Consider the following 24,826-nt stretch of genomic DNA (forward strand, 5'->3'; position numbering starts at 1 on the left):
CAGGCGCTTAGCGCAGGTTAACCAGCGTGTTGAGGATCTGGTCCTGGGTCTTGATGGTCTGCGCGTTCGACTGATAGTTACGCTGGGCGACGATCATGTTCACCAATTCTTTACTCAGATCCACGTTCGAAGACTCCAGCGCGCCGTTGGTCAGCTTACCGAAGTTACCGGTCCCCGCCGTCCCCAGCAGTTCCACACCGGACGCCTGCGTGGCGGCCCAGACGTTATCGCCCTGAGAGGCCAGACCTTCGTTGTTGGCGAAGTTCGCCAGCACGATCTGCCCCAGCACCTGTTTCTGTTCGTTGGAGTAGTTGCCGACCACGGTGCCATCGTCGTTAATCTGATAGCTGACCAGATCCCCCGGCTTATAACCGTTTTGCGTGGTGGCGATAACGGCGTTAGTCCCGGTGTTTTGCTGCATGGAGTTTTGCAGGCTGAGAGTGAAGGTCGCAGGGACAGCACCGTTTACTGTACCGGTGGTGATCTCAAATGACGGCGTGGCATTCGCCGCTCCAAGCGTCCAGGTTGATTCGGTGGCAGGTGGAACAGGCGCAACTTCGGTATATCCCTTTACGCTGTCCAGCGAGCCGTTCTTATCGAAAGTCATCTGCGCGGCTCTCACCAGCGGTGCGTTCGCGACGCTGGAATCCTGAGTCCAGACGTCCCAGGTGTTATCGCCAGTCTTAACGTAATACAGGTTAATGTCGTGCTGGTTACCCTGGCTGTCGAATACTGTTACGGGCGCACGTTTGTTGTAGCTGTCAGCGTCGGTTGGTGCGAAGGGCTTATTCGCCGGAACCTTGTCCGTTGAGTTCAGGTTGATCTGCATTGCGGCAGTATCGGTGCTTTTCGCCCCCATCAGGGTATTCGGGATGGTGATCGGACCCGGGTTTGCCCCTTGCTGAATGGTCGGCGGCGTGCCGGTTGCCGGGTAACCGGTCAGCTGCATGCCCTGCATGTTGACCAGGTTACGGTTTTCATCCAGTTTGAACTGGCCGTTACGGCTGTAGAAAACCGAGCCATTGCTGTCGACCAGACGGAAAAAACCGTTCTGGCTGATAGCGACATCCAGACCACGACCGGTGTTGGTGGTCGTACCATCAGTAAAGTCCTGAGTGATGCCCGCGACTTTTACGCCCAGACCGACTTTTGAACCAGCAAACATATCCGCAAAAGACGCCGTACCGGATTTAAAACCATAGGTCGCGGAGTTGGCGATGTTGTTACCAATGACATCGAGGTTGGTGGCGGCGGCATTCAGACCGCTAACCGCTTGTGAAAAAGCCATGATGACTCCTGATTAGTGTGAAGGCTTAGATTATCTGCCGTACTTCGTCGAGGGTGGTGGTTCCGTAGGTGCCCAGATCCAGAGTGTTGCCGCTGCTGCTGCGAATCACCCCTTGTACCAGTGCAAACTGCAAGGGTTGCGCCACCAGTTGCGTCGAGCCGTTGCTGGCATGAATCGCCACGTTATACGAGCCGTTCTCCGCCGTCGTGCCATCGGTCAGGGTGCCGTCCCAGGTAAAGGTATGGACACCCGCCTTCAGCGCGCCAATCTCAATCGTGCGCACCACTTTGCCGTCTTTGTCGGTAATGGTGGCGGTGACTTTGTCAGCCGGCTGTTGCAGCTCAACGCCAAACGGCGTGGTGGTGGTGGTGGCCCCCTCTTCGGTGCCTTTGCCCGCCAGAATGGTGGTACCCGGGATCATCACGCCATGACCAATCAGCGCGCTGGCCTGTAATGACTGGCTGTTATCGATCTGTCCGGAGATCGACCCCAGGGTGGTGTTCAGCTTCTCAATACCGCTGACGGTGCTGATCTGCGCGAGCTGTGTGGTCAGCTCGTTGTTCTGCATCGGGTTAGTCGGATCCTGGTTTTTCAGTTGCGCCACCAGCAGCGTCAGAAAGCTGCTTTGCAGATCGGCCGCATTGCTGCCCGACAGGGAACTCCCGTTGCTGGTGCTTTTCACACCGGTGTTTGTCGGATCGTTAACGTTTACCGCAATTGACATGACTGTCTCCTTTTACTGACCCAGTGTCAGCGTCTTAAGCATCATGCTTTTAACGGTGTTGAGGACTTCGACGTTCGCCTGATAGCTGCGGGAGGCTGACATGGTATTAACCATCTCACCGACCACATCGACGTTAGGCATCTTCACGTAGCCATTGGCATCGGCCAGCGGGTTACCGGGTTCATAGACCAGCTTGTCCGGCGCCTGGCTCTCAATAACGTCCGACACTTTCACACCCCCCGTGACTGCGCCGGGAGCCGCATCCACCTGAAAGACCACCTGCTTTGCGCGATACGGTTGACCATCCGGTCCCGTGACGCTGTCGGCGTTGGCCAGGTTACTGGCGGCCACGTTCAGACGCTTGGACTGCGCCGTTAATGCCGAACCGGCAATATCAAAAATATTCAGCAGCGCCACGGATTAGTTCCCCCCCTGTAGCACGTTCATCATGCCTTTAATCTGCCCACTCAAGGCAGTCAGGCTCATCTGGTACTTCAGGCTGTTATCCGCAAACTGCGTGCGCTCCCGGTCCATGTCGACGGTATTGCCGTCGAGTGAAGGCTGATCGGGAATGCGGTAGAGCAAATCCGTAGACGGCGCGGTGATGGCCTGGGCGGGAATATGCTGTGCGGAGGTTAATGCCAGCGACACACCGCTGGTCTCTTGCCGTCCACGCACCATGACTTTTTTTAACTCACTGGCAAAATCCATGTCGCGCGCCTGATACCCCGGCGTATCGGCGTTCGCAATGTTGGCGGCCAACACCTCTTGCCGTTGGGCGCGAAGATTCAGCGCTTCCTGTTGAAAACGTAAGGCGGCGTCGAGCTTATCGAGCATATCTCCTCCGCAGATGACAAAATTCAGCCGACAGCTTAAATCCCATTACGCGCGCGTTATCGCTGGAATAAACGCAAAATGGGTCGCTATTTATTGCGTTGATGGTTGCGACACACGGGTAGAATCCTGTCATTGCGAAAACGGTGGGAGGTGACGATGCATACGTTAAAACGTGGATTAGCCATGCTGGCGCTGCTGTTCAGTCCCCTGACGCTGGCCCAGGATTTAAATGCGCAGTTGAACGACTGGTTCGGACAGCGCCTGGCCGGATTCAGCGACGATGTGGTCGTGACCGTGCGTACTCCCCCCAACCTGTTGCCGCATTGCGAAACGCCGGCGTTCAGCATGACCGGGGCAAAGCTGTGGGGGAACGTGAATGTGCTGGCACGTTGCGCCAATGAAAAACGTTATCTGCAGGTCAACGTACAGGCGACGGGAAACTATGTGGTTGCGGCCGCGCCCGTTGCGCGTGGAGGCACGCTTGGCCCGGCCAGCGTCACGCTAAAACGCGGACGCCTTGATCAGCTCCCGCCCCGTACCGTACTGGATATCAGCCAGGTTCAGGATGCGGTGAGCCTGCGCGATCTCGCGCCGGGACAGGCCATCCAGCTTAATATGTTGCGCCAGGCGTGGCGCATTAAAGCCGGACAGCGCGTGCAGGTGGTTGCTAATGGCGATGGATTCAGCGTCAATGCGGAAGGTAAGGCGCTGAACAATGCGGCGGTCGCGCAGAACGCACGAGTGAGAATGTTATCGGGTCAGATTGTCAGCGGCATTGTCGATCCTGATGGGAATATTCTTATTAACCTATAATGAGTTAAAGATTTTGTTGCGGCTGCCGATAGTGATTACACATTCGATGACAGCTGGCCGCTACAGCATAACCCCTCGATGAGGATGATAAAAATGAGCATTGACCGTACCTCACCTTTGAAACCCGTTAGCACCGTCCAGGCGCGTGAAAACACGGATGCGCCGGTCCTCAAAGCGCGTCAGGAAAAAACCTCGACGGCAACCAGCACCAGCGTGACGTTAAGCGATGCTCAGGCAAAACTGATGCAGCCCGGCGTGAGCGATATCAATATGGAACGTGTTGAAGCATTAAAAACCGCTATTCGTAACGGTGAGCTGAAGATGGACACGGGGAAAATCGCCGACTCGCTGATCCGCGAGACGCAGAGCTATCTCCAGAGTGAGTAACTGACCGTATGACGCGCTTGTCAGAAATACTCGATCAGATGACGGCTGTCCTGAATGACCTGAAAACGGTGATGGATGCCGAACAGCAACAACTTTCCGTTGGCCACATTAACGGTAGCCAGCTGCAGCGTATTACAGAAGAAAAGAGTTCTCTGCTGGCGACCCTGGATTATCTGGAACAACAACGACGGCTGGAACAAGACCCGCAGCGTAGCGCGAATGATGACGTCGCCGAGCGCTGGAAAGCGATTACCGATAAAACGCAGCACTTACGCGACCTGAACCAGCACAACGGCTGGCTGCTGGAAGATCAGATTCAGCGCAATCAACAAGCGCTTGAGGTTTTAAAGCCCTATCAGGAACCGTCGCTGTACGGCGCGAACGGTCAACCCTCTTCTGCCTCTCGCGGCGGGAAAAAATTCTCTATTTGATGATTACCGGATGGCGGCGTTTCGCCTTATCCAGACTACAGCACGGTGTAGACTGGATAAGCAAAGCGCCATCAGCCATCGTGATTACACCGTCCGGCGTGCAAACTCTTTCACTTTAAAGCCCATCACCGCCAGCGCGGCAAAGTAGGCGGCAATACCGGCCACGACCACCGCCATCAGGCGAAGCAGACGCCACGGCATGGTCCCCAGCGACCACTCCGGCATGATATGCAACATACCAACCAGCACGGCGGCCATCACCAGCACAGCAACAATCAGACGGATCAAAAAGCGCATCCAGCCCGGCTGTGGGGTAAAAATGTTCTGCTTACGCAGTTGCCAGTACAACAACCCCGCGTTCAGACAGGCGGCAAGACCAATCGACAGCGACAGCCCGGCGTGCTTCAACGGTCCAATGAACGCAAGGTTCATCAACTGGGTCATGATAAGCGTCACGATGGCGATCTTAACCGGCGTTTTGATGTTCTGCCGCGAATAAAAACCCGGCGCCAGCACTTTCACCACAATCAGCCCCATCAGCCCCACGGAATAAGCAATCAACGCGCGCTGCGTCATCAGCGCATCGAAGGCCGTGAATTTACCGTACTGGAATAATGACGTAATCAAGGGTCCAGACAGGATCCCGATCGCCACCGCACTCGGCAGCGCCAGCAAAAAGCACAGACGCAATCCCCAGTCCATCAGGCGGCAATATTCGTCATGGTCGCCTTTTGCAAAACTCTTCGACAGTGAAGGCAGCAGAATGGTCCCCAGCGCCACGCCCAGCACCCCCGACGGAAACTCCATCAGGCGATCCGCGTAGTACATCCACGAAACGGAACCAGACGCGAGAAAAGAGGCGAAAATGGTGTTAATGATCAGTGAGATCTGGCTGACAGAGACGCCGAGTATCGCCGGGCCCATTTGCTTCACAACCCGCATCGCCCCCGCATCGCGGAAGTTAACCCGCGGCAGCACCAGCATGCCGATTTTCTTCAGGTGGGGAAGCTGATACACCAGTTGCAGCACACCGCCAACGGTTACCGCCCATGCCAGCGCCAGCACCGGTGGATTAAAATACGGCGCGGCGAACAGCGCGAAACCGATCATGCTGATGTTCAAAAACGTGGGCGCAAACGCCGGAATGGAGAAGCGGTTCCAGGTATTGAGGATCGCCCCGACCAGCGACGCCAGTGAGATCAGTAAGATGTACGGAAAGGTGATTTGCAGCAGTTTGGTGGTTAACGCGAATTTATCGGCGGTGTCGGCAAACCCCGGCGCCGTCACCATGATCACCCACGGTGCGGCCAGCATCCCGGCTACGGTGACCACGGCAAGCGCCAGCGTCAGCAGTCCCGAAACATAAGAGACAAACACGCGAGTGGCGTCTTCGCCCTGCTTGCTTTTGTATTCAGCCAGAATAGGGACAAAGGCCTGAGAAAAGGCGCCCTCCGCAAATATGCGGCGTAGCAGGTTGGGTAATTTGAATGCCACAAAAAAGGCATCGGTTGCCATCCCGGCACCAAAGATTCTGGCGACAATCGCGTCACGTGCAAAACCCAGCACACGTGAAAACATCGTCATTGAGCTGACGGCGGCCAGCGATTTTAATAGGTTCATTGCTTTTTTATTCCAGACCCTACGGCAAAACGCCTGCAGTGCAGGCGTTGGAAGAGGCGCTTAGTCTACCTGGATTACGGTGAATTACTACCGCCAGATGTTACAGGGGATTATTCGCTCATCGCCTCGCGCCAGAGCTTTTCCACCACGCGCTGGGCAAGGATCGCCTGCTCACCCGCGGTTTCCGGAACCGTCTGATTTTGTACACATTCGACAAAATGGCGTGCGCAACCCGCGAATCCACGCTGTTCAAGCGTGGTTTGCCAACCTGGAACCGGTTTGTGCAATACGCCCTGCCCGCGCTCTTCACGCCACTCGCGCATATCCGTCACGTCAATCAGCCCGCCATCGGTCACCGCCTGTACGCTCTCACGCTGGCTTCCCGCCCGGCGGTGCATACAGGTGGTGATTTGCAACTGACTGACCGCGAAATGGTGCTCTGCGTACAGCATCTCGCCCGCGTCGTTGGTGAGTAGCGTCCCGCTGCTGAGCTGCGCATTGCCGCCCGCCAGCCACAGCGCGGTGTCAACGACATGCAGATAATCATCCAGCAGCGTGAACCGCAGATCGTGAGGCCCCACGCTGTCGGTACGGTGTTTATCCATCCGCAGAGACGCCGCCGTCCCCAGTTCCGCCTTCAGCTCACGATACAGTGGCGCAAAGCGACGATTGAACCCGACCATCAGCGTCAGATTTTTCTTCGCTGCTAACGCCACCAGCCGCTCAGCATCACGTAAATTTTCCGCCAGCGGCTTATCAACGCAGACATGAACGCCGGCATTGAGCAATTCACTGACGACGGCGTAATGGGTCGCCGTGCTGGAATGAACAAACACCGCGTCGCAGCCCGCGGCAAGGTCGGTCAGCGAACCAGCATACGGAATGCGCCAGGCTGCGCAGATTTTCTCCGCTTTTTCACGCGACGGCGACCAGGCGGCCTGTAGCGTCCAGTCGCTGGCGGTGCCAAGCACGGGTAGCCAGGCTTTCTGGGCGATGCCCCCAAGACCGACCACCCCGATACGTAATGGTGTCACGTTATTCTCCCAGATGTTCCAGTAGCGACTCGAGGCGCTGTTTCAGCGCGGCGACTTCGCTTTCCAAAGCTTCGACGCGGGCCTGTAAATCCCCTGTCGCCGCCTGTGGCTCATCGGCCAGGGCTACTGGCTCCTGCACCTCGCCGCAGAACAGATGCATATAGCGGCTTTCGCGCTTACCCGGTTCACGCGCCAGACGGACGACATAAGGGCCGTCTTCCCGCGTCGCCAGACGTTCCAGGGTCGCGTCAACTTCCGCCATGTCGCTGAATTCATACATCCGCGAGGCGCGACTGCGCAATTCGCCCGGCGTCTGTGCGCCGCGTAGCAGCAGTGTCGTCACCAGCGCCACCTCCGCGGGGCTCAGTTTCAGGTTGCCAAATTCCGAGTTACAGAAGCGCTGCTCATACTTGGTGACGCGGCTACCAAAGCCGCTGACCGTGCGCAGAAAATGGCGCTTCACCAGATTGTCGAGTAGCTCCTGCACCTCGTACTCCGCCATGTTCATCACCGGTTCACGGTTGGTTTTCTGATTGCAGGCGGTGACCACGCCATTAACGGAGAGCGGATATTGCTCTGGTGTCGTGACCTGTTTTTCGAGCAGACAGCCAATCACACGGGCTTCAGCGGCAGTTAATTCATATTTCATAGGGTATCCTCACCGACCTGCGGTCCATTCTGATGTCGTTAACGCCGTCAGCACGTGATCGCGCCATTGCCCGTCAATCAACAGATAGTCTTTCGCGTAGCCTTCTTTTTCAAAGCCAAGTCGCGCCAGTAAATCACCGCTGCGTTTATTGTGCGGCATGTAATTCGCCATAATGCGATGAATATGTTGCGTGCGTTGCATATAACGAATTGCGGCGGTCAGCGCTTCAAACATCAGCCCCTGCCCCTGCCATTTCTGCGCAATGGAATAACCCAGATAGCAGGCATGGAAAGACCCCCGCACCACGTTAGAAAAATTCGCTACCCCGATGACCTCCTTTTCATCAGGATCCAGCAACGCAAAGTAATAGGCGGAACCTTGCTTATGAAATTCGGCAATCATGCTCAGCCGCGCCTGCCAGCCGGAGGGATAGCAGTGGCTTTCATCACGAATCGGTTCCCAGGGTTTTAAGAAATGACGATTTTCCGCGTAATAATCTGCCAGACGCCAGGCATCACGCTCATGCACTAAACGCACGACCAGGCGGTCGGTGGTTAAGCGCACTTTTGGCACGTTACTGCGATAGCCAAACATATTTATTCCTACTCCTTCCCGAATCGCCGTTACACCCTGATTGACTTACTATACCTGTGCAAAACCACCCTGTGAAAAGTGCAATTTGCCATTTTTTGAATTATTCCGCCATTTTGATGAAAACTCTCTATCAAGATGGACTTTTGATAAAAAAATATTGTCCCGGCGAGGGTGGGCAAAAAGACAGCGAAGCCGCAGAATAGGAGGTACTTCGCTTTATATACTCTCAATCATTCGAATGCCGCAAATTCCGCGCACCCCGAAGAGTGACGAGTGTTTCCCGGGAGGGGAAATGTCGCGTGTCTCGCAGGCCAGGAACCTGGGTAAAACTTTCCTGCTCATCGATAATATGCTGGTCGTGTTGGGCTTCTTCGTCGTATTCCCGCTGATCTCAATTCGTTTCGTCGATCAAATGGGTTGGGCCGCCGTGATGGTTGGCATCGCCCTTGGCCTGCGTCAGCTCATTCAACAGGGGCTGGGAATTTTTGGCGGCGCGGTTGCCGACCGCTTTGGCGCGAAACCGATGATCGTCACCGGCATGCTGATGCGCGCCGCCGGGTTTGCCACCATGGGGATCGCCCATGAACCCTGGCTTTTGTGGTTCTCCTGTTTCCTGTCCGGTCTCGGCGGCACGCTGTTCGATCCGCCGCGCTCGGCGCTGGTGGTGAAGCTGATTCGCCCGCATCAGCGGGGGCGCTTCTTCTCGATATTGATGATGCAGGACAGCGCAGGGGCCGTTATCGGCGCGCTGTTAGGCAGTTGGCTGTTGCAGTATGACTTCCGTCTGGTTTGCGCGACCGGAGCAATATTATTCGTGCTTTGCGCCGCCTTTAACGCCTGGCTGCTGCCTGCGTGGAAACTCTCTACTGTGCGTATTCCGGTACGGGAAGGAATGAGCCGGGTGCTCAGTGATAAACGCTTTGTCACCTATGTGCTGACGCTGGCGGGCTATTACATGCTGGCGGTTCAGGTCATGCTGATGCTGCCAATTATGGTCAATGACATTGCCGGTTCACCTTCCGCGGTGAAATGGATGTATGCCATTGAGGCTTGCCTTTCGCTGACGCTGCTCTACCCCATTGCACGCTGGAGCGAGAAACGGTTTCGTCTTGAGCATCGCCTGATGGCGGGCCTGCTGCTGATGTCACTGAGCATGTTACCCGTGGGGCTGGTGAGTGACTTACAGCAGTTGTTCACGCTGATTTGCACCTTCTATATCGGTTCGATTATCGCCGAACCTGCCCGTGAAACCCTCAGCGCCTCGCTGTCAGATGCCCGTGCGCGCGGCAGCTATATGGGCTTTAGCCGTCTGGGGTTAGCCATAGGCGGAGCTATCGGGTATATCGGCGGCGGCTGGCTGTTTGATATGGGGAAACTGCTCCAGCAGCCCGAGTTACCCTGGATGATGCTGGGGATCATTGGCTTCATCACCTTCCTGGCGCTGGGCTGGCAGTTCAGCCATAAACGCACGCCGCGCGGCATGCTGGAACCCGGCGCCTGATTTGATACCTGCGCGTCTCTCCTCCATACTGAAAGGGAACTGACAGTCAAATGGAGGAGAAACGTGAAGCTTTATATTTACGATCACTGCCCTTTCTGCATCAAAGCCCGCATGATTTTTGGCCTCAAAAACATCCCCGTCGAACTGAATGTCCTGGCCAACGACGATGACGAAATCCCAACCCGAATGATTGGCCAGAAAATGGTGCCCATTCTGCAAAAAGACGACAGCCGCTATCTACCGGAAAGCATGGACATCGTCCATTACGTCGATAAGCTGGATGGCAAACCGCTGCTCACCGGCAAGAAGAACCCTGCCATTGACGAGTGGCTGCGCAAAGTGAACAGCTACGCCAATCACCTGTTGCTGCCGCGTTTTGCAAAATCTGCGTTTGATGAGTTTTCCACCCCTTCGGCACGCAAGTATTTTACTGAGAAGAAAGAGGCGATAATTGGCAGTTTTGCCGACCATCTTGCCCATTCCGCTGGCCTGACCAAAAAAATCAGTGATGATTTGCGCGCACTGGATAAGCTCATTGTGCAACCCAATGGCGTGAACGGTGAGCTTTCCGAAGACGACATCCAGTTATTCCCCCTGCTGCGTAATCTGACGTTGGTAGCCGGTATCCACTGGCCGACACGCGTTGCTGACTATCGCGACAATATGGCGAAACAGACGCAGATCAATCTGTTATCATCAATGGCGATTTAACGTTTACCGGCGGTGGCTGAACCATACCGGCTGCCGCTTTTTTCAGTTTTTTCTACTGGCGAAGTTCGCGCTGGTGACACATGCTGCGTTATGTCAGGATTATGACGACCGCATCGTGTAGAGGAACCCCATGAAGAAGATTTTTTTTGCTGCCGCGTTGATTGTTGGCGGCCTGTTGACCGGCTGTAATCAGCTCACACAGTACACCGTAAGCGAACAAGAAATTAATCAGGCGCTCGAAAAGCGCAATAACTTTGCCAAAGATATCGGTCTCCCGGGCGTTGCCGATGCGCATATCGTACTCAACAATCTTTCCAGTCAGATTGGGCGCGAAGAGCCGAACAAAGTGACGCTGACCGGCGATGCAAAGCTGGATATGAATTCGCTGTTTGGCAGTCAGAAAGCAACCATTAAGCTAAAACTGAAAGCCCTGCCCGTCTTCAATAAAGAAAAAGGGGCCATCTTCCTGCAGGAAATGGAAGTCGTGGACGCCACCGTGACGCCGGAAAAAATGCAGTCGGTGCTGCAAACCCTGATGCCTTATCTGAATCAGTCACTGCGCAATTACTTTAACCAGCAGCCAGCGTATGTCCTGCGCGAAGACAGTAGCAAAGGCGAAGCGCTGGCGAAAAAATACGCCAAAGGCATTGAGGTGAAACCGGGCGAAATCATCATCCCGTTCACTGATTAAACGACAAAGGCGCTGCGGCGCCTTTTTTTACGTGCAAACGAAAACGTTTCCGCTTATCCTTTGTTTCCGGCAAAAATGACATCCCCCAGCCGGAGCATATTGATGACAGCACCTTCCCAGGTTTTAAAGATCCGCCGCCCAGATGACTGGCACCTTCACCTTCGCGACGGCGAAATGCTGAAAACGGTTGTGCCGTACACCAGCGATGTTTATGCACGTGCGATTGTGATGCCCAACCTGGCGCCGCCGATCACCACGGTAGATGCGGCAATTGCCTACCGCCAGCGCATCCTTGATGCGGTCCCTGCCGGACAGACCTTCACGCCGCTGATGACCTGCTATTTAACGGACACGCTGGATCCCGCTGAACTGGAGCGCGGCTTTCGCGAAGGCGTGTTCACCGCAGCCAAACTCTACCCGGCGAATGCCACGACCAACTCCAGCCACGGCGTCACCTCCATTGATGCGATCATGCCAGTACTTGAGCGCATGGAAAAACTCGGAATGCCGCTGCTGGTGCATGGCGAAGTCACCCACGCCGATATCGATATTTTTGACCGTGAAGCGCGCTTTATTGAGACGGTGATGGAGCCTCTGCGCCAGCGCCTGCCTGCGCTGAAAGTAGTCTTTGAGCACATCACCACCAAAGATGCGGCGGAGTATGTCCGTGACGGCAACGAATTACTGGCCGCGACGATTACACCGCAGCACCTGATGTTTAACCGTAATCACATGCTGGTTGGCGGCATTCGCCCACACCTCTACTGCCTGCCAATTCTGAAACGCAATGTCCACCAGCAAGCCTTGCGTGAACTGGTTGCCAGCGGCTTTGAGCGCGCCTTCCTTGGCACCGATTCGGCCCCGCACGCTCGTCATCGTAAGGAATCGAGCTGTGGCTGCGCGGGATGCTTCAACGCGCCAACGGCACTGGCCAGTTACGCGAGCGTATTTGAAGAGATGAATGCCCTGGCGCACTTTGAAGCGTTTTGTTCACTGAACGGTCCGCGATTCTACGGCCTGGAGGTCAATGACACCTTCATTGAACTGGTACGTGAAGAGCAGCAAGTACCAGAGAGCATCGCGTTGACCGACGATACGCTGGTGCCGTTCCTCGGGGGCGAAACGGTACGCTGGACGATTAAAAAGTAAAAAAAAACGATGCCGCCTGTTGTAACCTGGCCAGGATGACTGTATAAATAACCAGTATATTCAACAGGGGGCCATTATGCGTATTGAAGTCACCATTGCTAAAACTTCACCTTTACCTGCCGGAGCTATTGACGCCCTGGCAGGTGAACTCTCCCGTCGTATTACTCACCACTTTCCCGATAATGACGGTAACGTGACCGTTCGTTATGCCGCTGCAAATAATTTGTCCGTGATTGGCGCGACGAAAGAAGATAAAGAACGGATCAGCGAAATTCTCCAGGAAACCTGGGAAAGCGCTGACGACTGGTTCATTAAAGAATAAAAATGCTATGCCGTAGTCTCTTTTGCCGGGTCGCCCCGGCTTTTTTCTCTCATCTGTAGGCAACCTTATTGCGGCATCATTTAATAATTTCCCGTCACCTTCAGAATTGATTATATTTTCACCAGTCACTCAAAATTATTGCACAACATACTTAAAAAGAGTGAACAAGATGGTGATTAATTACTCACAAATTCTTAATTTGCAGAAATTTATGCTCCCCCCTCTTTAAAATCTCAGTGAATACCCTTATTTATTGATATACTGAAGTTGCTTCAGATAAAAACGCATTGAACCTCGAAAACCGTTGTCTTGTAACACGAATTAGGGGGCATGATGGAAAAGAATAATGAAGTCATTCAGACTCATCCGCTTGTGGGATGGGACATCAGCACCGTAGATAGCTATGACGCGCTGATGCTGCGTTTGCACTACCAGACTCCAAATCGTCCCGAACCCGATGGTACAGAAGTCGGTCAAACGCTCTGGTTAACCACCGATGTTGCCAGACAATTTATTTCGATATTAGAAGCCGGCATCGCCAAAATCGAATCCGGCGATTACCAGGTAAACGAATACCGTCGGCATTAACGAGACGGACATTCTCACTTAAAAAGGCACCTTCGGGGTGCCTTTGCTATTTCTGGGTTGTATTACGCATTTCACTTATTTACTCTGCATCAAACGCGACAGCAGAGAGAAACCGATGAAATACGACTTAATCATTATAGGCAGCGGGTCCGTTGGGGCAGCCGCAGGTTATTATGCCACTCGCGCCGGGTTAAACGTTCTGATGACCGACGCGCATATGCCGCCGCATCAACAGGGTAGTCATCACGGCGACACCCGGTTGATCCGCCACGCATATGGCGAAGGTGAAAAATACGTTCCGCTGGTGCTGCGCGCGCAGGCGCTATGGGACGAACTCTCCACGCAAAATGAAGAGCCGATTTTCGTCCGCTCCGGCGTCATCAATCTTGGCCACGCCGATTCGCCCTTCCTGGCAAACGTCGCGCACAGCGCAAAACAGTGGCAACTGAACGTTGAGCAACTGGATGCCGCCGCCATCATGGCGCGCTGGCCTGAAATCCGTGTACCTGCAGACTACACCGGCCTGTTCGAGGCGGATTCCGGTTTTTTACGCAGTGAACTGGCGATTAAAACCTGGATCCGTCTGGCAGAACAAGCTGGATGCGCTCAGCTCTTCAACTGCCCGGTCACAGCCATTCACCATGATGATGACGGCGGCGTCACGGTGGAAACCGCTGACGGCGAGTACAGCGCGAAGAAAGCGCTGGTGAGCGCCGGTACCTGGGTTCAGGCTTTGATCCCCGACCTCCCCATCCAGCCGGTACGAAAAGTGTTTGCCTGGTACCAGGCCGATGGCCGCTATAGCATCAAGAATAAGTTTCCTGCCTTCACCGGTGAACTGCCCAATGGCGATCAATATTACGGCTTCCCGGCGGAGAACGACGAACTGAAAATCGGTAAGCACAACGGCGGGCAACTTATCCACGCCGAAGCCGATCGCAAACCGTTTGCCAGTATCGCCAGCGATGGGTCTGAAGCATTCCCGTTCCTGCGTAATGTCCTTCCGGGGATCGGCTGCTGTCTGCACGGTGCGGCCTGCACCTACGACAACTCACCGGATGAAGACTTTATCATCGACACGCTGCCCGGCCATGACAACACGCTGATCGTGACCGGGCTGAGTGGTCACGGCTTCAAATTTGCCTCGGTATTGGGTGAAATTGCCGCTGACTTTGCCCAGGAAAAGCCATCCGCCTTTGACCTGACGCCATTCAGGCTCTCCCGATTTACGGCATAATCGTCAAATGGCCTCGTAATGAGGCCTTTTTAATGGTGATTTAAATATGCGTCGTCTGTTTCTTTATTTGGTCAACAATATTCGCGAGCATTTTATGCTCTACGTTATTTTGTGGTCGCTACTGGCTATTCTTGATGTTATTTACATCCTGTATTACTGAGCCTTCATCATTGACAAATACTGACAAAAACTGAAAGTTATCTAATTTTTGTTTTGATTTTTTGAATAACAAAACCAATCCCCCACCCCCCACAAACAGTCACGAATCGGTCATTTCTGACGAATCCATTGAATCAAAATCCATACTAAATACAAAATTATTGAATCAACGTTAAATATCTCTCCCGATGTTATTTTTTAGTTGCATTTATGTCTCTGTCGGGCCATTTTCATTCAATCCTGAAATATGAAATGGAATTTTTATGCAATTTTCAAATACCCCTCAACGATATGGTTTTATTTCCGCCATGCTTCACTGGCTAACTGCGTTGGTGGTCTACGGTATGTTTGCTCTCGGTCTCTGGATGGTGACGTTGAGCTATTATGACGGCTGGTATCACCAGGGGCCGGAACTGCACAAGAGCATCGGGATCCTGCTGATGATGGGCCTGGTCGTGCGGGTCATCTGGCGTCTGCTCTCGCCACCGCCGAAAGCACTGAAGAGCTATTCGGCCCTGACCCGCGCTGGCGCAGCGTTGGGCCACCTCGCGCTATACCTGCTGTTGTTTAGCATTGTCATCAGCGGTTACCTGATCTCAACAGCGGACGGTAAACCGATCAGCGTTTTCGGCTGGTTTGATGTCCCGGCGACCTTCGCGGATGCTGGCGTTCAGGCCGATCTCGCCGGAAGCGTACACCTGTGGCTGGCCTGGACCGTCGTTATTCTTTCCGTTCTGCATGGCCTGATGGCCTTCAAACACCACTTTATCGATAAAGACGACACCCTGAATCGCATGTTGGGTAAGTCGTCATCTGACTATGGAGCTCAAAAATGAAAAAAAGCCTGCTGGGTTTAACTCTCGCCTCTCTGCTGTTCACCACCGGTTCCGCCGTAGCGGCGGATTATAAAATTGACAAAGAAGGACAACATGCCTTTGTTAATTTCCGCATTCAACACCTGGGATATAGCTGGTTGTACGGCACGTTCAAAGACTTCAACGGGACCTTTACCTTTGATGAAAAAGATCCCGCTGCAGACAAAGTGAACGTGACTATCAACACCAACAGCGTGGATACCAACCACGCCGAGCGTGACAAGCACCTGCGCAGCGCTGATTTCCTGAATGTAGCGAAATTCCCGCAGGCGACCTTTACCTCCACCAGCGTGAAGAAAGACGGTGACGAACTGGACATCACCGGGAATCTGACGTTAAACGGCGTAACAAAGCCGGTGACACTGGAAGCGAAGATGATCGGTCAGGGTGACGATCCGTGGGGAGGTAAACGCGCAGGCTTCGAAGCCGAAGGTAAAATCAAGCTGAAGGATTTCAACATCACCACCGATCTGGGTCCTGCCTCGCAGGAAGTGGATTTGATTATCTCGGTTGAAGGCGTACAGCAGAAGTAAGCATTTCGAGAGGGGGCTCCCCCCTCTCCTGTTCGTTACTCGGCGGGATCCGGAATACCCAGTTTCGTATTCAGTCGCCCACGCGACTTGTTGAAGATTTTATTACCGTTCTCGCGCCCTGCGCGCAGGCGACGTTGCTCTTCTTCCGGTAACGCACTCTCTTCGCAACAAATCTCGCTGCAGCAGCCGTTGTACTGTTGCGCACACGCCGGACACTGAATAAACAGCAGATGGCAGCCGTCATTTTTACAGTTGGTGTGGCTGTCGCACGGCGCGCCGCACTGATGACAATGCGCAATCACCTCATCTGAAATGCGCTCGCCCATGCGCTCGTCAAACACAAAGTTTTTGCCGATGAAACGCACCGGTAACCCCTGCTCGCGGGCCTTGCGCGCATATTCAATGATACCGCCTTCAATGTGCCACACTTTACTGAAGCCATTGTGCTTCATCCAGGCGCTGGCTTTTTCACAGCGAATACCGCCGGTGCAGTACATCACAATCTTTTTATCTTTGTGTTCCTGCATCATTTCGACCGCTTTGGGTAACTGCTCGCGGAACGTGTCGGCCGGAATTTCCAGCGCGTTCTCAAAATGGCCCACTTCGTATTCGTAGTGGTTACGCATATCGATGAACAGGGCATCCGGGTCGTCGAGCATCGCGTTCACTTCAGCAGCCTTGAGATAGTCACCGACATCGCTGGCATCAAAGCTCGGATCCTCAATGCCATCCGCCACAATCCGCTCACGCACTTTCATCCGCAGCACCCAGAAAGATTTCCCGTCATCTTCCAGCGCAATGTTCAGACGCACGCCGTTAAGTGCCGGATCAAAGGCGTACAGCTGCTGGCGGAACGCCTCCACCTGACTTTGCGGTACGCTGATTTGGGCATTAATCCCTTCATGCGCCAGATAGATCCGACCAAAAACATTCAGCGCTGTTAACTTTTGATACAACGCATCGCGTGTGGCCTGCGGGTCTGCGATGGTAAAATATTTGTAGAACGAAATGGTCGTGCGCGGCTCAGTTTCAGCCAACATCCGGGCTCGGAGGGCGTCATTGGAAATACGGTTATGTAACACTGGCATGGTGTACGGGTCCTGCAACAGGTGAAAATCAGAATCGGCGGCATCATATAGCAATCAGTGCCAATTTACATCCATACATTTTGCGCTACATTTCTTTCTTCAAACTAAAAAATTAACAACATTTGCTGCATTTATCGCCATTCCAAAGCCACAAATTTTTTCTGGCAGCGAAAAAATGCAACAATACAGATAATTGCCCGTTTTAAGGTATACAACAGGAAAGACATGACGAATTTACCCAAGTTCTCCGCAGCACTACTGCATCCACGGTATTGGTTAACCTGGCTCGGTATTGGCGCACTTTGGTTGGTCGTGCAGTTGCCCTATCCGATACTCTATCGCCTTGGTCATATGATGGGTCACCTGGCGCATCGTCTGATGAAGCGGCGGACGAAAATTGCGTATCGTAACCTCGAGCTCTGTTTCCCTGAAATGAGTGAGGGCGACCGTCATGCGATGGTGGTTAAAAATTTTGAATCCGTCGGTATGGGTCTGCTGGAAACCGGGATGGCCTGGTTCTGGTCCGATCGTCGCATCGCCCGCTGGACGGAAGTGATCGGTATGGAGCATATTCGTGACGTTCAGGCTCAGCAGCGCGGAATTTTGCTGGTGGGGTTGCACTTTTTAACCCTGGAACTCGGCGCGCGCCAGTTCGGTTTGCAGGAACCCGGCATCGGCGTTTATCGCCCGAATGATAATCCCTTGCTCGACTGGCTCCAGACCTGGGGACGTATGCGTTCCAATAAATCCATGCTCGATCGCAAAGATCTGAAAGGAATGATTAAGGCGCTGAAGAAAGGCGAAGTGGTCTGGTATGCGCCGGACCACGATTATGGCCCGCGCGCCAGCGTGTTCGTCCCTCTTTTTGCCGTTGAACAGGCGGCCACCACCTCCGGCACCTGGATGCTGGCGCGAATGTCTAATGCCTGCCTGGTGCCGTTTGTACCGCGTCGTAAGCCCGACGGCAAAGGCTACCAGCTGATTATGTTACCGCCCGAATGTTCGCCGCCGCTGGATGACGCAGAGACCACCGCCGCCTGGATGAACAAGATTGTTGAGAAGTGCATCATGATGGCACCGGAGCAGTACATGTGGCTACATCGCCGCTTTAAAACGCGTCCTGCCGGGATGCCTTCCCGCTATTAAATCCTACAAAGCAGTCCTTCCGGACTGCTTTTTCACCACTTTTAGCGATAAAAGCTCCCCGCATTGCGACCCTCTGCATCCAGGCGCATAATGAATATGCTTAATTTATATTCGTTTTTTGCCCGATCGCGCCAACAGCGCATCACACGCGGATCGCTATGTCACCCTCTGATACTCCCATAAACTGGAAACGTAATCTCACTGTCACCTGGCTCGGCTGTTTCTTAACCGGCGCCGCATTTAGCCTGGTGATGCCATTTTTACCGCTTTATGTCGAACAACTCGGCGTAACGGGCCACAGTGCGCTCAACATGTGGTCCGGACTGGTCTTTAGTATTACGTTTCTTTTTTCTGCTATCGCCTCTCCCTTCTGGGGCGGACTCGCCGACCGTAAAGGCAGAAAGATTATGCTGCTGCGATCCGCGCTGGGAATGGCGATAGTGATGCTGCTGATGGGCCTTGCGCAGAATATCTGGCAGTTTCTGGTGCTGCGTGCGCTGCTCGGGTTACTGGGCGGATTCATTCCCAACGCCAACGCCCTGATCGCCACCCAGGTACCACGCAATAAAAGCGGCTGGGCGCTGGGAACACTCTCTACCGGCGGCGTCAGCGGTGCATTACTCGGCCCACTCGCGGGCGGCCTGCTCGCCGACCAGTACGGCCTGCGTCCGGTTTTCTTCATCACCGCGACGGTGCTGCTGATCTGTTTCTTATTGACGCTGTTTTTTATTCGCGAAAACTTCAAACCCATCAGCAAGAAAGAGATGCTGCGCGTCCGGGAAGTGGTTGCCACGCTTAAGAACCCGAAACTGGTACTGAGCCTGTTCGTCACCACGCTGATTATTCAGGTCGCGACCGGTTCTATTGCGCCAATTCTGACCCTCTATGTGCGCGAACTGGCGGGTAACGTCAGCAATATTGCGTTTATCAGCGGGATGATCGCGTCCGTACCCGGCGTCGCGGCGTTACTCAGCGCGCCAAGACTCGGCAAACTGGGAGACCGCATCGGGCCAGAGAAAATCCTCATCGTTGCGCTGATCCTCTCCGTCCTGCTGCTTGTCCCCATGTCCTTTGTGCAGACTCCGTGGCAACTGGCGGTACTGCGCTTTTTATTGGGTGCCGCTGACGGCGCGCTGTTGCCAGCGGTACAAACGCTGCTGGTCTATAACTCCACAAACCAAATCGCCGGGCGCATCTTTAGTTATAACCAGTCTTTCCGCGATATCGGCAACGTCACCGGCCCGCTCATGGGGGCGGCGATTTCCGCTAACTATGGCTTCCGCGCCGTCTTTCTGGTCACCGCCGGGGTGGTATTGTTTAACGCCATTTATTCCTGGAACAGCCTGCGTCGTCGTGCTCTCTCGCGAACAGCGGGATGATTTTTCAGCATTCATACTTGCATAACCGGAGAATCAGCTATTCTTTCCCTGAATACCTCATCAAATCAAAGGGAGACTCTGATGACCCTGTATGCAACGCTGGAAGAAGCCATTGACTCAGCCCGTGAAGAATTTTTGGCGGACCATCCTGAACTCGAGCAGGATGAAGCCGATGTACAGCAGTTCAACGTGCAGAAATATGTGCTACAGGATGGCGACATCATGTGGCAGGTCGAGTTTTTTGCCGATGAAGGAGAAGAAGGCGAATGCCTGCCGATGCTCAGTGGCGAGGCCGCGCAAAGCGTCTTTGACGGCGACTATGATGAGATAGAGATCCGCCAGGAGTGGCTGGAAGAGAATACACTGCATGAATGGGATGAAGGCGAATTTCAGCTTGAGCCCCCGCTGGATACCGAAGAGGGTCAAACCGCAGCCGATGAATGGGATGAGCGGTAATTACTCGTAAGGGCCGTGATGCATGTCGAGCGGCAACAGCAGCGTGTCAAACACCAGCGAGAACGGCAAATCGAGGATAGTGACATAACGCCATGCTGAATCCCGGACGTCCCACTGCACGCCCGGATAGTACTGGTTACCATGCCCCTGTCCAGGGATTGTCCGGCTGATAATGCTGCCGCACCCGCTTAACAGCATCACCATGATGCCCACCGCTATGATTCGCACGGGATACCTCATCAATCGTTTTCTTCAGTATAAAAAAATACCGGCGCAGGCCGGTATTTTTCAGATGATTTCGCCGGATGGCGCTTACGGCGTCTTCAGCGTCTGTGGGTTCAGGGTGATATCCCGATAGTAACTCACCCACGATGAATACTTCTCTGGTGAATTCCAGACACGATAGTGCAAACGCGCCATCGTCACCGGATCGCTCAGCAGTACCAGACGGCGGTCGCGATTCAGTTTTTCCGGGGTCTCGTTCAGCGCCTGCTCAACGTGACGATCGCGGGCAATCTCCAGCACATGGCTTGCACGGTGACGAGCTGTCGCCATCGCGGTAGCCAGCGCGTTAAACGACGGGTTAAACACCGCGTGCATGAAGCCGTCGTCAAGCGAGCGGTTTCGGTTCATCACCAGATACTTGTCGGTATCCACCAGCACCTGCGGCGGTGAATACTCTTCCGGGATCAGGAACAGCTTCCAGCGTTTGGTACGTAAACCGACCGTTGAACGGCTGGAGATCACCGAGACAAACGGTGACAGGATCAGCGAGAAGACAATCGGCGCCAGCCAGAACAGGAAACGCAGATCCAGCCACGCCATGCCGACCGCCCACACCAGGCCCAGCAGCAGCTGCGAACCATGACGCATAAACGCTTCGCCCCACGGGGTAGAGTCATCGTCACGCTGCGGCGAATTCCACACCACTTCCCAGCCAAGGAAGGCACTCACCACGAAGACGGTGTGGAACAGCATGCGCACCGGCGCCAGCAGTACGGAGAACAACACCTCCAACAGCAGCGACAGCGTCACGCGGAGAAATCCACCGTACTCTTTGGTGCCTTTACACCAGATGAGCAGAATACTCAGCAGCTTCGGCAGGAACAGCAGCACCATCGTCGAGGCAAACAGGGCTATCGCCAGTTCAGGACGCCACTGCGGCCAGACCGGGAACAGCTGGCGCGGTTGCAGAAAGTATTGCGGCTCGGTAAGCGCATGGACTACCTGCAGCGCGGTCGACAGCGCGAGGAACATAAACCACAGCGGCGCGGAGAGATAAGACATCACCCCGGTCAGGAACACGGCGCGGTGAACCGGGTGCATCCCTTTTACAAGGAACAGACGGAAGTTCATCAGGTTGCCATGACACCAGCGACGGTCACGCTTCAGCTCATCCAGCAGGTTCGGCGGCAGTTCTTCATAGGAACCTGGCAGATCGTAAGCAATCCACACGCCCCACCCGGCTCGACGCATTAACGCCGCTTCCACGAAGTCGTGTGACAGGATAGAACCGGCGAAAGAGCCTTCACCCGGCAACGGCGCCAGCGCACAGTGTTCGATGAACGGCTTCACGCGGATGATGGCGTTGTGCCCCCAGTAATGGGATTCACCTAACTGCCAGAAGTGCAAACCGGCGGTGAACAGCGGTCCGTATACGCGCGTCGCAAACTGCTGACAGCGCGCATACAGAGTGTCCATTCCGGACGCCTTCGGCGATGACTGAATGATCCCTGCGTTCGGGTTCGCTTCCATCAAACGCACCAGACCACTCAGGCACTCACCGGTCATCACAGAGTCGGCGTCCAGCACTACCATGTAGCTGTACTGGCTGCCCCAGCGACGGCAGAAGTCATCAATGTTACCGCTTTTACGCTTCACACGACGGCGACGACGGCGATAGAAAATCTGTCCTTCGCCCTGCACTTCGGCAATCAGCTCCATCCACGCCTTTTGTTCTGCAACGCAGATATCGGGGTTGTAGCTGTCGCTAAGAATATAGACATCGAAATGCTCGCCGTTGCCGGTCGCTTTTACCGATTCCCATGTCGCGCGCAGGCCGGCAAAAACGCGATCAACGTCTTCGTTACAGATAGGCATAATCAGCGCGGTACGGTGCTGCGGATTCAGCGGTTCGTCACCGACTGTTGACGCCGAAATACTGTACTTATCGCGACCGATCAGCAGTTGCAGGAAGCCCATCAGCGCAGTCCAGAACCCGGCGGAAACCCAGCAGAACAGCACCGCAAAGAGGATCAAAATACCGGTTTGCAGCATATATGGCAGCAACTGCATGAAGGAGACCCACAGATCCTGCCCAACCATATCCGCCGGATTGATCAGCGCCCAGCCCTGATACGGCAGAATCGTCTTCATGTACCAGGTCGCGACGACCGTCTGCGCCAGCGTCAGCAGCAGTAGCGTATAGCGACGAAGGGTGCCGACGGTACGCCACTTCTGCTCGCTTTCCTGTTCTTCTTTCGTCAGACGAGCCAGATAGCGCGGCGTGACGTCACGTCCACGCAGACGATCCCAGAAGCGCCCAACCGGGTTAGTCCGCCAGGGATCGGGAAACATCGAAGAACGTTTGGCTTTTGGCATTGCCTGAAGCTGGTCGCGCCCTTCGTCATCTTTGATCAACTGCCCGTCGCCCAGCGCGTCTGGCCAGGCTTGTTGCAGACGCGCTTTAACAGAACCCTGCGGTGAATCGTCTTCTCGCGAGTAACGGCGATGCTCGGCATCCAGCGCGTCATGCACCGCGCGAATGTCAGTTGTCGGCAATGCCGCTTTCTCGATCTCCGAGAGCGGCATGGCGTCAATGTACTCAGTTGTCTTATTCATTGGCAGGTAACTGGTAGCTCCAGGTTTCACTCAACGTCTGATCGGCATTGACCAATGCCGCACGCATTTCAGTGGTTTTCTTCGCATCTTTCACTTTCACGCGCATCGTCATACGCCAACCTTTGGTGATCGGGTTGTAACGTACCGTTGTTTCCACGATCTCGCCGTTGTCGCCAATGCTGGTTTGCGCGGTGACGGGGGTATCCTGCGGCAGTTTTTTCATGTCCGTGCCGGTGAAGTCCACCACGAAGGCGATCGTACCGTCAGGCTGGCGAATGAGATTCGACTGTTTGACATCGCCGGTTGAACGACGCGTCTGCTGCACCCAAGCGTTATCCGGCGCATGAAGTTTGTCTTCATCGCGACTGAACGTCAGCGTGTATTTAAAGTTCATCTCTTTGCCAGGTTCAGGCAGTTGATCCGGCGTCCAGTAAGCGACGATGTTATCGTTGGTTTCGTCATTGGTCGGGATTTCAACCAGTTCAATCTTACCCTTGCCCCACTCGCCCTTCGGCGTGATCCAGGCGCTTGGGCGCAGATCGTAACGGTCGTCGAGATCTTCAAAGCGAGAGAACTGACGGCCGCGCTGCAGCAGGCCAAACCCTTGCGGGTTTTCCATCGCAAAACTGCTCACCGCGAGGTGTTTCGGGTTATTCAGCGGACGCCAGATCCATTCGCCGTTACCGGCATGAATCGACAAACCGTTGGAATCATGCAGTTCCGGACGATAGTTGGTCGCCGGTGAGGGCTGATTTGGCCCATACAGGAACATACTGGTTAACGGCGCCACGCCCAGTTTACCGACCTTATCGCGCAGGTAGACTTTCGACTGCACGTCGACAACGGTGTCACGCCCAGGGATTATCACAAAACGATAGGCCCCGGTCGCACGCAGAGAGTCCAGTAAGGCATAAATCGTCAGGCGCTTGTCAGTCGGTTTTGGACGTTCGATCCAGAACTCACGGAAGCGGGGAAATTCTTCGCCTGAAGGCAGCGCGGTATCAATAGCCAGGCCGCGCGCAGAAAGGCCATACACCTGACCGGCACCCAGGACGCGGAAGTAGCTTGCGCCAAGCATGCTGACGATTTCATCGTTTTTGTCTTTGCTGTTGATCGGGTACAACACTTTGAAACCCGCAAAGCCGAGATCTTTTACCGTGTCTTTATCATGCTGAACGTCGCCGAAATTGAAGTAGTCCGGGCTGTATTTGATTCTTTTAACCGTGGTTGCCGTGACTTCATTGATTTTAACCGGCGTGTCGAAGTACATACCCTGGTGGTAGAACTCGAGCTTGAATGGGGTCTTGAGATTGCTCCAGTATGCTTTGTCGCGATTAAACTGGATCTGCTGATAGTCCGCATATTTCATGTCGCGGAAAACGGAGGGCAAGTTACTTTTTGGCGCCTCATAGCCTTTACCGGCTAAGGATTGAGCTTGCTTTGCAACATCATCGATGGAGAAGGCCCAGGCCGACGACGTGTACAGCGTTAACATGACTGCTGCACCCAACCAACGCATTTTCATCATTTGTGGTTTATGTTTCATAATTAGTAAGCACTTCCCCCTTTGTGTGCTTATATCGATCCGATCTATTTTAATGGATAATCAGGCATTAGGACAACTGAATCCCTGCATTGTTCAGCACGCTGGCTCATGGTTTAGACACCTCACCGGGCCCTTTTTCACTTTGCGTGCTTATCCTGGAGACAGGTCGTTGTACTTGGTGTAGGGTTGCCACCGACTGTAACGAGTAAACGCCTTACCGATAAGAC

The 24,826-nt window shown here is 54.3% G+C and carries 28 protein-coding genes; 16 read left to right on the forward strand and 12 right to left on the reverse strand.

Features of this window, described 5'->3' with window-relative positions; all coding sequences use genetic code 11:
* Positions 1–7 precede the first annotated feature (7 nt).
* Genes flgE through flgB form a run of 4 tightly spaced genes read right to left on the reverse strand, consistent with a single transcriptional unit; the run spans position 8 to position 2,849 of the window.
* Complete coding sequence (gene flgE, locus WM46_RS08775) at positions 8–1,288, reverse strand: flagellar hook protein FlgE (RefSeq protein WP_102602030.1); 1,281 nt, start codon at positions 1,286–1,288, stop codon at positions 8–10.
* A gap of 25 nt (positions 1,289–1,313) precedes the next feature.
* Positions 1,314–2,012, reverse strand: coding sequence for a flagellar hook assembly protein FlgD (gene flgD / locus WM46_RS08780; protein WP_061077165.1), 699 nt, complete (start codon positions 2,010–2,012; stop codon positions 1,314–1,316).
* 12 nt (positions 2,013–2,024) lie between these two features.
* A complete protein-coding gene (gene flgC, locus WM46_RS08785; RefSeq protein ID WP_043001001.1) occupies positions 2,025–2,429 on the reverse strand; it encodes a flagellar basal body rod protein FlgC in 405 nt (134 codons plus the stop codon).
* 3 nt (positions 2,430–2,432) lie between these two features.
* Positions 2,433–2,849, reverse strand: a complete 417-nt coding sequence (gene flgB, locus WM46_RS08790; RefSeq protein WP_042319669.1) for a flagellar basal body rod protein FlgB — start codon at positions 2,847–2,849, stop codon at positions 2,433–2,435.
* 156 nt (positions 2,850–3,005) lie between these two features.
* On the opposite strand from flgB, the gene flgA reads away from it, so the two are divergent.
* The 3 genes from flgA to flgN all read left to right on the forward strand — a co-directional run bounded on the left by flgA (position 3,006) and on the right by flgN (position 4,480).
* Positions 3,006–3,662 (forward strand): flagellar basal body P-ring formation chaperone FlgA, encoded by a 657-nt coding sequence (gene flgA / locus WM46_RS08800; RefSeq protein WP_102602031.1) that lies wholly within the window; start codon positions 3,006–3,008, stop codon positions 3,660–3,662.
* A 93-nt stretch (positions 3,663–3,755) separates the two neighbouring features.
* Positions 3,756–4,049, forward strand: a complete 294-nt coding sequence (gene flgM / locus WM46_RS08805) for a flagellar biosynthesis anti-sigma factor FlgM (protein ID WP_061077163.1) — start codon at positions 3,756–3,758, stop codon at positions 4,047–4,049.
* Between the two features lie 8 nt (positions 4,050–4,057).
* On the forward strand, positions 4,058–4,480 hold the full coding sequence (gene flgN, locus WM46_RS08810) for a flagella biosynthesis chaperone FlgN (RefSeq protein ID WP_042319675.1): 423 nt from the start codon (positions 4,058–4,060) through the stop codon (positions 4,478–4,480).
* Between the two features lie 84 nt (positions 4,481–4,564).
* On the opposite strand, the gene murJ is transcribed toward flgN, so the two are convergent.
* From murJ to rimJ, 4 genes are all read right to left on the reverse strand, one after another.
* Positions 4,565–6,100, reverse strand: coding sequence for a murein biosynthesis integral membrane protein MurJ (gene murJ, locus WM46_RS08815; protein WP_061077162.1), 1,536 nt, complete (start codon positions 6,098–6,100; stop codon positions 4,565–4,567).
* A 110-nt stretch (positions 6,101–6,210) separates the two neighbouring features.
* Complete coding sequence (locus tag WM46_RS08820; RefSeq protein ID WP_102602032.1) at positions 6,211–7,134, reverse strand: Gfo/Idh/MocA family protein; 924 nt, start codon at positions 7,132–7,134, stop codon at positions 6,211–6,213.
* A 1-nt stretch (position 7,135) separates the two neighbouring features.
* The gene (locus tag WM46_RS08825; protein ID WP_102602033.1) at positions 7,136–7,783 is read right to left on the reverse strand and encodes a YceH family protein; all 648 of its coding nucleotides are present in this window, start codon (positions 7,781–7,783) and stop codon (positions 7,136–7,138) included.
* 9 nt (positions 7,784–7,792) lie between these two features.
* Positions 7,793–8,377, reverse strand: coding sequence for a ribosomal protein S5-alanine N-acetyltransferase (gene rimJ / locus WM46_RS08830; protein ID WP_043001008.1), 585 nt, complete (start codon positions 8,375–8,377; stop codon positions 7,793–7,795).
* A gap of 292 nt (positions 8,378–8,669) precedes the next feature.
* Here rimJ and mdtH point away from each other — a divergent pair, with 292 nt between their 5' ends.
* The 10 genes from mdtH to WM46_RS08880 all read left to right on the forward strand — a co-directional run bounded on the left by mdtH (position 8,670) and on the right by WM46_RS08880 (position 16,143).
* On the forward strand, positions 8,670–9,878 hold the full coding sequence (gene mdtH / locus WM46_RS08835; protein WP_061077159.1) for a multidrug efflux MFS transporter MdtH: 1,209 nt from the start codon (positions 8,670–8,672) through the stop codon (positions 9,876–9,878).
* A 63-nt stretch (positions 9,879–9,941) separates the two neighbouring features.
* Positions 9,942–10,589, forward strand: a complete 648-nt coding sequence (gene grxB / locus WM46_RS08840) for a glutaredoxin 2 (RefSeq protein ID WP_102602034.1) — start codon at positions 9,942–9,944, stop codon at positions 10,587–10,589.
* A gap of 130 nt (positions 10,590–10,719) precedes the next feature.
* Entirely contained in the window at positions 10,720–11,280 is a 561-nt protein-coding gene (locus WM46_RS08845; protein WP_043001011.1) for a lipoprotein, read from the forward strand.
* 102 nt (positions 11,281–11,382) lie between these two features.
* Positions 11,383–12,429, forward strand: coding sequence for a dihydroorotase (pyrC, locus tag WM46_RS08850; RefSeq protein ID WP_061077156.1), 1,047 nt, complete (start codon positions 11,383–11,385; stop codon positions 12,427–12,429).
* 76 nt (positions 12,430–12,505) lie between these two features.
* Entirely contained in the window at positions 12,506–12,751 is a 246-nt protein-coding gene (gene dinI, locus WM46_RS08855) for a DNA damage-inducible protein I (protein WP_042319691.1), read from the forward strand.
* Between the two features lie 333 nt (positions 12,752–13,084).
* Positions 13,085–13,339, forward strand: coding sequence for a biofilm formation regulator BssS (gene bssS / locus WM46_RS08860; RefSeq protein ID WP_042320092.1), 255 nt, complete (start codon positions 13,085–13,087; stop codon positions 13,337–13,339).
* A 115-nt stretch (positions 13,340–13,454) separates the two neighbouring features.
* On the forward strand, positions 13,455–14,576 hold the full coding sequence (gene solA / locus WM46_RS08865) for an N-methyl-L-tryptophan oxidase (protein WP_102602035.1): 1,122 nt from the start codon (positions 13,455–13,457) through the stop codon (positions 14,574–14,576).
* Positions 14,577–14,622: 46 nt separating this feature from the next.
* On the forward strand, positions 14,623–14,736 hold the full coding sequence (locus WM46_RS08870; RefSeq protein WP_102602036.1) for a YceO family protein: 114 nt from the start codon (positions 14,623–14,625) through the stop codon (positions 14,734–14,736).
* Positions 14,737–14,998: 262 nt separating this feature from the next.
* On the forward strand, positions 14,999–15,571 hold the full coding sequence (locus tag WM46_RS08875) for a cytochrome b (RefSeq protein WP_061077154.1): 573 nt from the start codon (positions 14,999–15,001) through the stop codon (positions 15,569–15,571).
* On the forward strand, positions 15,568–16,143 hold the full coding sequence (locus tag WM46_RS08880) for a YceI family protein (RefSeq protein ID WP_061077153.1): 576 nt from the start codon (positions 15,568–15,570) through the stop codon (positions 16,141–16,143). Before WM46_RS08875 ends, WM46_RS08880 begins: the two co-directional genes overlap by 4 nt.
* Before the next feature lie 35 nt (positions 16,144–16,178).
* On the opposite strand, the gene WM46_RS08885 is transcribed toward WM46_RS08880, so the two are convergent.
* Positions 16,179–17,231 carry a rhodanese-related sulfurtransferase gene (locus tag WM46_RS08885; RefSeq protein WP_061077152.1) on the reverse strand — a complete coding sequence of 351 codons (1,053 nt, stop codon included), beginning with the start codon at positions 17,229–17,231 and terminating at the stop codon, positions 16,179–16,181.
* 225 nt (positions 17,232–17,456) lie between these two features.
* Here WM46_RS08885 and WM46_RS08890 point away from each other — a divergent pair, with 225 nt between their 5' ends.
* From WM46_RS08890 to WM46_RS08900, 3 genes are all read left to right on the forward strand, one after another.
* Positions 17,457–18,377: a Kdo(2)-lipid IV(A) acyltransferase gene (locus tag WM46_RS08890; protein ID WP_102602037.1), complete on the forward strand. Its 921-nt coding sequence runs from the start codon at positions 17,457–17,459 to the stop codon at positions 18,375–18,377.
* A 158-nt stretch (positions 18,378–18,535) separates the two neighbouring features.
* The gene (gene mdtG / locus WM46_RS08895; RefSeq protein WP_102602038.1) at positions 18,536–19,756 is read left to right on the forward strand and encodes a multidrug efflux MFS transporter MdtG; all 1,221 of its coding nucleotides are present in this window, start codon (positions 18,536–18,538) and stop codon (positions 19,754–19,756) included.
* Between the two features lie 81 nt (positions 19,757–19,837).
* Entirely contained in the window at positions 19,838–20,212 is a 375-nt protein-coding gene (locus WM46_RS08900; protein ID WP_061077149.1) for a MysB family protein, read from the forward strand.
* On the opposite strand, the gene WM46_RS08905 is transcribed toward WM46_RS08900, so the two are convergent.
* The 3 genes from WM46_RS08905 to mdoG all read right to left on the reverse strand — a co-directional run bounded on the left by WM46_RS08905 (position 20,213) and on the right by mdoG (position 24,581).
* Positions 20,213–20,440 carry a YceK/YidQ family lipoprotein gene (locus WM46_RS08905; protein WP_061078015.1) on the reverse strand — a complete coding sequence of 76 codons (228 nt, stop codon included), beginning with the start codon at positions 20,438–20,440 and terminating at the stop codon, positions 20,213–20,215.
* An 84-nt stretch (positions 20,441–20,524) separates the two neighbouring features.
* A complete protein-coding gene (gene mdoH / locus WM46_RS08910) occupies positions 20,525–23,053 on the reverse strand; it encodes a glucans biosynthesis glucosyltransferase MdoH (RefSeq protein WP_102602039.1) in 2,529 nt (842 codons plus the stop codon).
* A complete protein-coding gene (gene mdoG / locus WM46_RS08915; RefSeq protein WP_102603807.1) occupies positions 23,046–24,581 on the reverse strand; it encodes a glucans biosynthesis protein MdoG in 1,536 nt (511 codons plus the stop codon). Before mdoG ends, mdoH begins: the two co-directional genes overlap by 8 nt.
* Between the last annotated feature and the right edge of the window lie 245 nt (positions 24,582–24,826).

The organism is Citrobacter freundii complex sp. CFNIH2, from assembly GCF_002880615.1.
In the GTDB taxonomy this organism is placed as follows: domain Bacteria; phylum Pseudomonadota; class Gammaproteobacteria; order Enterobacterales; family Enterobacteriaceae; genus Citrobacter_A; species Citrobacter_A amalonaticus_F.